The organism is Nocardia sp. NPDC004860 (assembly GCF_040609015.1).
Taxonomy (GTDB): domain Bacteria; phylum Actinomycetota; class Actinomycetes; order Mycobacteriales; family Mycobacteriaceae; genus Nocardia.
On sequence record NZ_JBEXJI010000007.1, the window covers coordinates 263,702 to 272,929 of the forward strand.

7 protein-coding genes and 1 pseudogene are annotated in these 9,228 nt (G+C 68.4%); 7 read left to right on the forward strand and 1 reads right to left on the reverse strand.

The window, feature by feature from the left end; translation table 11 throughout:
* The first annotated feature begins 94 nt into the window (after window positions 1-94).
* Together ABZV44_RS17310 and ABZV44_RS17315 are read left to right on the forward strand one after the other, a co-directional pair.
* The gene (locus ABZV44_RS17310) at window positions 95-1,042 is read left to right on the forward strand and encodes a YafY family protein (RefSeq protein WP_354837054.1); all 948 of its coding nucleotides are present in this window, start codon (window positions 95-97) and stop codon (window positions 1,040-1,042) included.
* 124 nt (window positions 1,043-1,166) lie between these two features.
* The gene (locus ABZV44_RS17315; protein ID WP_354837056.1) at window positions 1,167-1,739 is read left to right on the forward strand and encodes a hypothetical protein; all 573 of its coding nucleotides are present in this window, start codon (window positions 1,167-1,169) and stop codon (window positions 1,737-1,739) included.
* Window positions 1,740-1,784: 45 nt separating this feature from the next.
* Here ABZV44_RS17315 and ABZV44_RS17320 read toward each other — a convergent pair whose 3' ends face one another.
* The gene (locus tag ABZV44_RS17320) at window positions 1,785-2,492 is read right to left on the reverse strand and encodes a sensor domain-containing protein (protein ID WP_354837058.1); all 708 of its coding nucleotides are present in this window, start codon (window positions 2,490-2,492) and stop codon (window positions 1,785-1,787) included.
* A gap of 182 nt (window positions 2,493-2,674) precedes the next feature.
* Here ABZV44_RS17320 and ABZV44_RS17325 point away from each other — a divergent pair, with 182 nt between their 5' ends.
* The 5 genes and pseudogenes from ABZV44_RS17325 to ABZV44_RS17345 form a co-directional block, all read left to right on the forward strand.
* Window positions 2,675-3,628, forward strand: a complete 954-nt coding sequence (locus tag ABZV44_RS17325; RefSeq protein WP_354837060.1) for a PAC2 family protein — start codon at window positions 2,675-2,677, stop codon at window positions 3,626-3,628.
* 46 nt (window positions 3,629-3,674) lie between these two features.
* The gene (locus ABZV44_RS17330) at window positions 3,675-6,185 is read left to right on the forward strand and encodes a DUF3516 domain-containing protein (RefSeq protein WP_354837062.1); all 2,511 of its coding nucleotides are present in this window, start codon (window positions 3,675-3,677) and stop codon (window positions 6,183-6,185) included.
* A 249-nt stretch (window positions 6,186-6,434) separates the two neighbouring features.
* Window positions 6,435-7,535, forward strand: a complete 1,101-nt coding sequence (locus ABZV44_RS17335; protein ID WP_354837096.1) for a type III PLP-dependent enzyme — start codon at window positions 6,435-6,437, stop codon at window positions 7,533-7,535.
* A 12-nt stretch (window positions 7,536-7,547) separates the two neighbouring features.
* Window positions 7,548-8,762, forward strand: a complete 1,215-nt coding sequence (gene speD / locus ABZV44_RS17340; RefSeq protein ID WP_354837098.1) for an adenosylmethionine decarboxylase — start codon at window positions 7,548-7,550, stop codon at window positions 8,760-8,762.
* Window positions 8,763-8,868: 106 nt separating this feature from the next.
* A pseudogene (locus tag ABZV44_RS17345) lies at window positions 8,869-9,070 on the forward strand (IS30 family transposase); the annotation flags it as partial.
* Window positions 9,071-9,228: the final 158 nt, after the last annotated feature.

The following is a 9,228-nucleotide window of genomic DNA, read 5'->3' on the forward strand; positions in this document are numbered from 1 at the left end:
CGTTCTCCTGGGTCGAAGGTGGTTCTCGGTCTGAATCCATCATCGCGCTCAAAGTGCTCACCGAATGAGCACTTTACCGGGCAGAATTCCGGATATGCGCGCGGATCGACTGGTGGCCACCCTGCTGTTCCTGCAGACCCGGGGCCGGGTGACCGCGGCGGAGGTAGCGGCCGAGCTCGAGGTGTCGGTGGCCACCGCGCGCCGGGACCTGGAGGCCCTGTCCACGGCCGGGATTCCGATCTACCCGCAGCCAGGACGCGGCGGCGGCTGGGCCCTGGTGGGCGGCGCGCGCACGGATCTCAGTGGCCTCACCGCCGCCGAGGCCCAGGCCCTGTTCCTGCTGCTGGGCCCGGTGGCGGCGGCCACTCCCGCCACCAAGTCGGCCCTGCGGAAACTGTTGCGCGCCTTGCCGCAACCCTTCCGCACCGAGGCCGAGGCGGCTGCGGGCGCGATCGTGGTGGACCCGGCCCGCTGGGGCGAATCGGACCAGCGGCCGCCCGCGCTGGTGGACGAGTTGCAGCGAGCGGTGGTGCGCCGCCGCCGGATCCGGTTCGCCTACGACCGGGCCGGGCGGCGGACCGAGCGGGTGGTCGATCCGTGGGGCCTGGTGGACAAGGACGGCAACTGGTACCTGGTGGCCGGAACCGAGCACGGGCAGCGGACCTTCCGCGTGGACCGGATCGCCACCCTGGCGATCACCGACGAGATCGCCCGCCGGCCGGAGGATTTCGACCTGCCGACGGCCTGGTCGGAGGTGGTCGAGGAGGTCGAACGGCAGCGCTCCGCCCTCTCGGCCACCGTGCTGATCCAGGCTGCGCTCGCGCCGGTGCTGCGCAAACAGCAAGGGCGGCACTGCGTTCTGGACGGCACGACCGCCGACGGGCGGGTCCGGGCCCGGCTCACCGCGCCGACGCCGCTCATGATCGCCCAGCAGCTGGCGGGCTGGGGCGCGGCCCTGGAGGTGGTCGAGCCGGAGTCGGTGCGCGCCGAACTCGCCCGGCTGGGCGCCGAGCTGGTGCAGCGCTACCGAACCGGCGAGTAACCGCTTCTCTGTTATGCGATAATCGAATCATGTTGCAGCAGTGGCGATTTCGCTCTACTGAGCGGCCCGCCACTGTTACAGTCCGCCCGGCGCGACCCCTTCAACGCGCCGAAAGGATTCACCCATGAGTAATCAGCTCTCCCCGGATCTGCGACGGTCCGCCGCCGGCGCCTGCGCGACCGCGGCGCTCGCGGTCGTGGCCGGGTCGGTACTGGCCGCCCCCGCCGGGGCGGCGGTCGACAACATCAATGTCGCCGGGCTCACCAGCGACAAGACGTGCTCTGTCGCCGACGGCTGCTCCATCCAGGCCTCGCTGTCCGGCTCCGACCAGCTCGGCCCGGTCGACTTCCTGGTGAACGGCGCGGTCATCGGCACCCTCACCCCGACCTCGTACGGCGCCGGCGCCGCCGCGAACATGCCCTGGCACCCGACCTCCGACGGCACCTACACCGTCGGCGTCCGGCAGGGCCTGGGCCAGGCGACCATCGTCTACGTCGTCGGCAAGGGCGGCTCCTGCCCGCCGGTTTCCTCGCTGTTCCCGGGCTCGTCGAGCAGCGGGTCCGCGGGCAGCGGCTCGGCCAGCGGCTCGGGCGGAAGCGGTTCCGCGGGCAGTGGCTCGGCCAGCGGCTCGGGCGGAAGCGGTTCGGCGGGTAGCGGTTCCGCGTCGGGGTCGGCCACTCCGCTTCCCGTCTGCTGATCGGGCCCGGGAGCCGGAATGGGCAGAGGTCGGCTCCCTCGGGTCTCAGCCCTTGCGCACCTTGCGCACCGCGGTGGTGAACAGGGCGTCGAGGGCCTCGGTGTCGGAGGTGGACCCGGAGGTCATGTACGTCACCGCGATTCGCACATCGCCGATCTGACCCACCAACGTCTGCATGGTCCTGGTGAGACCGGTCGCACTCTTGTCCGTGCCGACCGTGCGGCGCAGCGCGAGTGAGTCGTCGGCATCGACCGGCGGCGGCGGATCCAGCCGCGTGGTCACCACCGAGGTGACGCCGGAGTGCCCGACACGCACGGTTCCGCAGCGCTGCAACTGATCTCGCAGTGCCGACAGCGGTCGACCCGACCGGGTGAGCGCCACGGTGAGGGTGGCGCGGGTGGTGTCGTCGGTGCCGACCGCCACGGCCGGGCCCGCGGTGGGCGCGACCGGTGCGCAGGTGTTCGGATCCACGTGCGCCCCCGGCAGGTAACCCTCGAGATCATTGGCGGCCTGGCTCGCAGCCTCGGCGGGCAGCACGATCGCGGGGTACCGCGACGGGAATTGCGAGGGATCCGGTAGCAGTTTGGTGAGACCGGCGTCGGAGCCGGCCGCCGGCACCGGAGTGCGGGCGGCGATCGGATGACCGGAAACCGTGCTCCCGCACGCGGCGAGCAACCCGCTCAGCGCCATGATCCCCACGGTGCGCGCGGTCCTGAGGCTGCTGCGTGCGGGGGTGCGGGAGGGCGCGATCACTCCGCCCACTATGCCGAAAATCGGCTGTTCACACCGAATGCCACGCCGCGCGGCACACTGCCGGGAATGCGTGTCCGGGCCCGGCGTGTTGCATACCCAATGCGGGTGGTGCACACCTGTCATGCGCATGAGGGACAATGTGGGTTGGTCGCGAAAGTAGGCCACGCAGGAAGGAGTACGCGATGGACTACGAGTCGCGAATGTACGAGCTGGAGTTCCCGGCTCCGCAGCTGTCGTCCGCCGACGGCTCGGGTCCGGTGCTGGTGCACGGTCTCGAGGGCTTCACCGATGCCGGGCACGCGGTACGCCTCGCCACCACGCACCTGAAGGAAAGCCTCGAGCACGAACTGGTCGCCTCGTTCGACATGGACGAGCTGCTCGACTACCGCTCGCGGCGGCCGCTGATGACCTTCAAGACCGACCACTTCTCCGACTACACCGAGCCGGAGCTGAGCCTGTGGGCGCTCAAGGACACCGCCGGCACGCCGTTCCTGCTGCTGGCCGGGCTGGAACCGGATCTGCGCTGGGAGCGGTTCGTCACCGCGGTGCGCCTGCTCGCAGAGCAGCTGGGCGTGCGCCGGACCATCGGTCTGAGCGCGATTCCCATGGCGATTCCGCACACCCGTCCCCTCGGCGTCACCGCGCACGCCTCCGACTCCGATCTGATCGGCGATCACCAGCGCTGGCCGGGTGAGCTGCAGGTGCCGGGCAGCGCGTCCTCGCTGCTGGAGTTCCGGATGGCCCAGCACGGGCACGAGTCGGTCGGTTTCTCGGTCCATGTGCCGCACTACCTGACCCAGACCGCCTACCCGGAGGCCGCGCAGACGTTGCTGGAGAACGTCGCCGAGAACGCGGGCCTCGAACTACCGCTGGCCGCGCTGACCGATGCCGCCGCACGGGTGCGCGAACAGGTCAACGAGCAGATCGCCGGCAACTCCGAGGTGGAGACCGTGGTGGCGGCGCTGGAACGCCAGTACGACAGCTTCGTCACCGCCCAGGAACGCCAGTCCAGCCTGCTGGCCAGCGAGAACGACCTGCCCACCGGTGACGAGCTGGGCGCGGAGTTCGAGCGCTTCCTGGCCGAGCAGGCCGGCTACGCCGACGGCGACGGACCGGAGAACCCGCCGCTGCGGTAGTGGTCGCTACCGGCGGCCGCGGCGGCGACCGGTAACGTTGGGCGGCGTGCAGCTGTCCGAATTGGTTCCCGACCGTGCCGTATCCGACGTGGACCCGGACTGGTTGTACGAGACCTTCGCCGACTGGGCGAGCTCGGCCGGCCTGAATCTGTATCCGGCGCAGGAAGAAGCGCTGCTGGAGCTGGTCACCGGGTCGAACGTCATCCTGAACACCCCAACCGGGTCCGGGAAGTCGCTGGTCGCGCTGGGCGCGCACTTCGCCGCGCTCAACCGGGGCCAGCGCAGCTACTACACCGCGCCGATCAAGGCGCTGGTGAGCGAGAAGTTCTTCGCGCTGTGCGACGTCTTCGGGGCCGACCGGGTGGGCATGGTGACCGGCGACGCCGCGGTGAACCCGGAGGCGCCGATCATCTGCGCCACCGCGGAGATCCTGGCGAATCTGGCGCTGCGCGAGGGCGCATCCGCCGATATCGGCCAGGTGATCATGGACGAGTTCCACTACTACGCCGACCCCGATCGCGGCTGGGCGTGGCAGGTGCCGCTGATCGAACTGCCCGGCGCGCAATTCCTGCTCATGTCGGCCACGCTCGGCGAGGTCGACTTCTTCGCCGAGGATCTGACCCGGCGCACCGGCCGTGAGACCGCCGTGGTGTCCGGTTCGGAACGGCCGGTGCCGCTGAGCTTTTCGTATGTGCGCACACCCATCACCGAGACGCTCGAGGATCTGGTGACCACCAGCCTCGCGCCGGTGTATGTCGTGCACTTCACCCAGGCCGCGGCCATGGAGCGGGCGCAGGCGCTGATGAGCGTCAATGTCTCGTCCAAGGCGGAGAAGGAGGCCATCGCCGCGGCCATCGGCGAGTTCCGCTTCGCCACCGGCTTCGGCAAGACGCTGTCGCGGTTCATCCGCCACGGCATCGGCGTGCACCACGCGGGCATGCTGCCCAAGTACCGGCGACTGGTCGAGAAGCTCGCCCAGGACGGGCTGCTGAAAGTGGTGTGCGGCACCGACACCCTCGGTGTCGGAATCAACGTGCCGATCCGCACCGTGATGCTGACCGGACTCACCAAGTTCGACGGCGTGCGCACGCGCCGGCTCAATGCCCGCGAGTTCCATCAGATCGCGGGCCGGGCGGGGCGCGCGGGCTACGACACCCTGGGCACGGTCGTCGTGCAGGCTCCCGAGCACGAGGTCGAGAACGCGCGACTCATCGCCAAGGCGGGCGACGACCCCAAGAAGCTGAAGAAGGTCCAGAAGAAGAAGCCGCCCGAGGGTTTCGTGTCCTGGTCGGAGGACACCTTCGACCGGCTGGTGGCGGCCTCGCCCGAGCCCATGGTGTCGCGGTTCAACGTGACCAACTCCATGCTGCTGAATGTGATTGCGCGCAAAGGCAATTGCTTCTACGCCATGCGGCACCTGCTGGAGGAGAACCATGAGCCGCGGGCCGCGCAGCGCAAGCACATTCTCAAGGCGATCCGGCTGTACCGGGCGCTGCGGGACGCGGGCGTGGTCCAGCAGCTCGACGAACCCGACCGGTACGGACGACATGCCCGGCTCATGGTTGACCTGCAGCGCGATTTCGCGCTCGACCAACCGCTCTCGCCGTTCGCGTTGGCGGCACTGGAACTGCTCGACAAGGAGTCGCCGACCTACACCCTCGATGTGATCTCACTGATCGAGTCCACCCTCGAGGATCCGCGCCAGCTGCTCATGGCCCAGCAGCACCGGGCGCGCGGCGAGGCGGTCGCGGAGATGAAGGCCGACGGGATCGAATACGAGGAGCGCATGGAACTCCTCGAAGAAGTCACCTGGCCCAAGCCCCTGGCCGCCGAACTCATCGAGCCCGCGTTCGAGACCTACAAGGCCGGGCACCCCTGGGTGTCGGAGTTCGAGCCCTCCCCCAAATCCGTGGTGCGGGAGATGGTCGAGCGGTCCATGACCTTCGCCGAACTGGTGTCGGGCTACGAACTGGCCCGCTCCGAGGGCGTGGTGCTGCGGTACCTGGCCGACGCCTATCGCGCGCTGCGGCGGACCGTGCCCGAGCAGGCGCGCACCGAGGAACTCGACGACATCACCGAATGGCTCGGCGAACTCATCCGGCAGGTCGACTCCAGCCTGCTCGACGAGTGGGAGCAGCTCACCAATCCCGGTGCGGAGTCCGACGATCAGCAGGTGGCGTTCGGGGCCGAGACCGTACGGCCGATCACCGCCAATGAGCGCGCGTTCCGGGTACTGGTGCGCAATGCCATGTTCCGGCGCGTGGACCTGGCCGCGCTGCGGCGCTGGGACGCCCTGGCCGAGCTGGGCGACGAACTGGACTGGGCGGCCGAACTCGGCCCCTATTTCGACGAATACGAGACCATTGGGACCGGTCCGAACGCCCGTGGACCACAGCTGTTCCGGGTCGAGCAGCGGCCGGGATTCTGGGATGTCCGGCAGGTACTCGACGACCCCAACGGCGACCACGGCTGGTCCATCGACGCCATCGTGGATCTGGCCGAGTCCGATGCCGCGGGTGAAGTGGTGTTCGACGACCTTTCGGTCACCGCGGGCTGACTTTCGGTGGCCGCGGGCCGGCTTTCGGTGACCGCGGGATGAGCGGCGCGCCGCTACCGGCGGTCCGAGGTCACACTCCCGTAAGACGTCGCGCGGGGCAGCCGAACGAATCCCGGCGTTAGAGTGACGTAATCGATCATCCACCGGTTCGTTTTTCGAGGCCCAACGCGTGTATCGTCTCGCAGGTTGCCTGAGTCCCTGCCGTTGCGGCCGACAGAAAAGAGTTCCCTTAGATTGCCCGGTCGAAACCTGCCCGAGTCACCCTGTCTGGTCATCGACCTCGACAGGGTCCGCGCGAACTACCGCGCACTGCACGCCGCACTTCCCGCGGCACGAATTCGCTTCGCCGTCAAGGCGAGTCCCGTGCCGGAGATCATCCGGCTGCTGAACGACGAGGGCGCGGAGTTCGACGTCGCCAGCGTCGGTGAGATCGAGCTCTGCCTGGCGCAAGGTGTCGATCCGGCCGTCATGTGCTACGGCAACCCGATCAAGAAGGCTTCCCAGATCGCCACCGCCTACGCGGCGGGCGTGCGGCGCTACGCCTTCGACACCGAGGACGACCTGGAACGCATCGCCGAGCACGCGCCGGGTTCCGAGGTCGAGTGCCGGTTCCTGTCGTCGGCTCCGCAGTCGCAGACGCCGTTCGGGACCAAGTTCGGCTGCGCACCGGGTGAGGCCAAGCGGCTGCTGGTGCGGGCACACGATCTCGGCCTGACCGTGGTCGGCCCCTACTTCCACGTCGGCTCGCAGCAGCTGGACCCGAAGGCCTGGGGCATCGGGATCGAGCAGGCAGGCGCCATCGCGGAAGCGTTGGCGGTCAAGGACATTCCAGTCACGGCGGTGAATATCGGTGGGGGACTTCCGATTTCGTACGCCGATCCGGCTCCCGGACTCGCGGAGCTGGGCGCGGCCATCGCCGAGGCGGCGAGCCGCTTTCTCCCGGAACACACCGAACTCGTCGTGGAACCCGGTCGCGCCCTGGTGGGCAACACCGGTGTGATTCACGCCGAAGTGGTGAATGTTCGCGTAGCGCCGGACGGGCGGCGCTGGGTATACCTCGACATCGGCCGCTACAACGGCATGGCCGAGACCGAGAACGAGTACATCGCCTACCGATTCCAAACCGATCGGGACGCGGATCCGAAGGACGAAGCTGTGGTGGCCGGTCCTACGTGTGATGGCGACGATGTACTCTATCAACGCACGCGAGTCCTCCTTCCGACCACGTTGCGAGCCGGTGATCCCGTTCGGATCCTCGAGACCGGCGCCTATACGGCGAGCTATTCGTCGGTGTCCTTCAACGGTTTTCCGCCTTTGACTGTCCATGTCACTGGCGCTGAGCGAGAGTGAGTTTTAGCCATGATCACGGCAGAATTCACCGGCTGGCACGTGCTGGCCGAGTTCGGTGGTGTCGACGCCAGCCTCTGCGACGACCTCGAACGACTCGAAACCGCGCTTCGAAAATCGTTGGTCGCCGCGGGGGTGACCATCTGCGATGTCGTGAGCAAGAAGTTCGAGCCGCAGGGTGTCACCATCCTGGCCCTCCTGGCCGAGTCGCATGCCTCGATCCACACCTACCCTGAGTCCGGCGACATCTTCGTCGACGTGTTCACTTGCGGCAGCATCGGTTCCGGCGCCACCAAGGCGGTCGAACTGCTGCAGCAGGAGCTGTCCCCGGGTTCGGTGAACATCGAGGTCATCCAGCGCGGCCACACCGCCCGCCGGATCCACGAGCCGGTCGGCGAGGGCCTGACCCGGGTGTGGAACACCACGGAAACCATCGTGGACACCAACACCCCGTTCCAGCACATGGTGATCGCACGCACCGAGCAGGGCATCTCCCTGTTCTCCGACGACGACCGCCAGTCCACCGAGTTCTCGCAGCTCACCTATCACGAGGCCATGCTGGTCCCGGGTTACGCGCTGGCCGAGAAGCTGGACAAGGTGCTGATCATCGGTTCCGGTGAGGGTGTCGCCTCGCAGATGTCGGTGGCCGCGGGCGCCTCGCTCGTCGACCACGTCGACATCGACCAGCTGGAGGTGGAGCTGTGCGCCGAGCACCTCCCCTACGGCTACAGCCAGGCCGATCTGGCCGAGGCGGTCGCACAGACCGGCCCGATCAAGATGCACTACGCCGACGGCTGGGACTTCCTGGCCAAGGCCGAGGCCGCGGGCGTGCGCTACGACATGATCTGCATCGACCTGCCGGACGAGCGGGTCGAGGACGCGCAGCACAACCGCCTCTACGAGGACGACTTCCTCAACCGCTGTAAGGCGCTGCTGGCCGAGGGCGGCGTGCTCGCCGCGCAGGCCGGCTGTCAGACCATGTGGCGCAACGAGACCCTGAAGCGCTCGTGGACCCGGTTCCACAACCTGTTCGAGACCGTCGTGCCCTACGTCAGCGACGAGCACGAGTGGACCTTCATCTTCGGCACCCCGAAGGCGATCGCGGATCCGGTGGCCAAGATGACCGCCACCCTGGCGACCCTGCCCTACCGGGCCGAGACCATCGACGCGCAGGCCCTGGTCCGCGGCGCGATCGAGCCGCACGCGCTGCGTGTGGGCGTGAGCGTCTAGTCGATCAGTTCCACCCCGAAGCGCCCCCGCACGGGAGTCGCGGGTTCACACGGTCGTCGCAACAGTCTCGATTCGAGAGGTTGCGGCGGCCGTGTCGTTTTCGGAGCCCGCTCACCTGCGCGGCGCGCTGACCTGGGACCAGGGCTGCGAGAACGGCCTTCTGCGCCAGTACTTTCCGAAGGGCACAGATCTCTCGTCGTCCACAGCCACGAAGACTCGAATGCGTCGCCCAGCAACTCAGCGACCGACCACGCAAATCGCTCGGCTGGGATACCCCAGCCGAGCGCCTCGCTATGCTCTTGTCCACCACCAACCAGCAGCGGTGCTGCGACGACCCCTGTAATCCGCGATCGCCGATCAGGGGGCCGCTGGCGGGGTCTGCCCGTTTACGCCTTGCCGGCGCGGATGGACTCGAACACGTTGGGGTCCACCAGGGTTGAGGTGTCGCCCAGTTCGCGGCCCTCGG

Coding starts and splice junctions, on each gene's coding strand:
- ABZV44_RS17315 (WP_354837056.1), top strand. CDS start 1,167: ATGAGTAATCAGCTCTCCCCGGATCTGCGACGGTCCGCCGCCGGCGCC.
- ABZV44_RS17325 (WP_354837060.1), top strand. CDS start 2,675: ATGGACTACGAGTCGCGAATGTACGAGCTGGAGTTCCCGGCTCCGCAG.
- ABZV44_RS17310 (WP_354837054.1), top strand. CDS start 95: ATGCGCGCGGATCGACTGGTGGCCACCCTGCTGTTCCTGCAGACCCGG.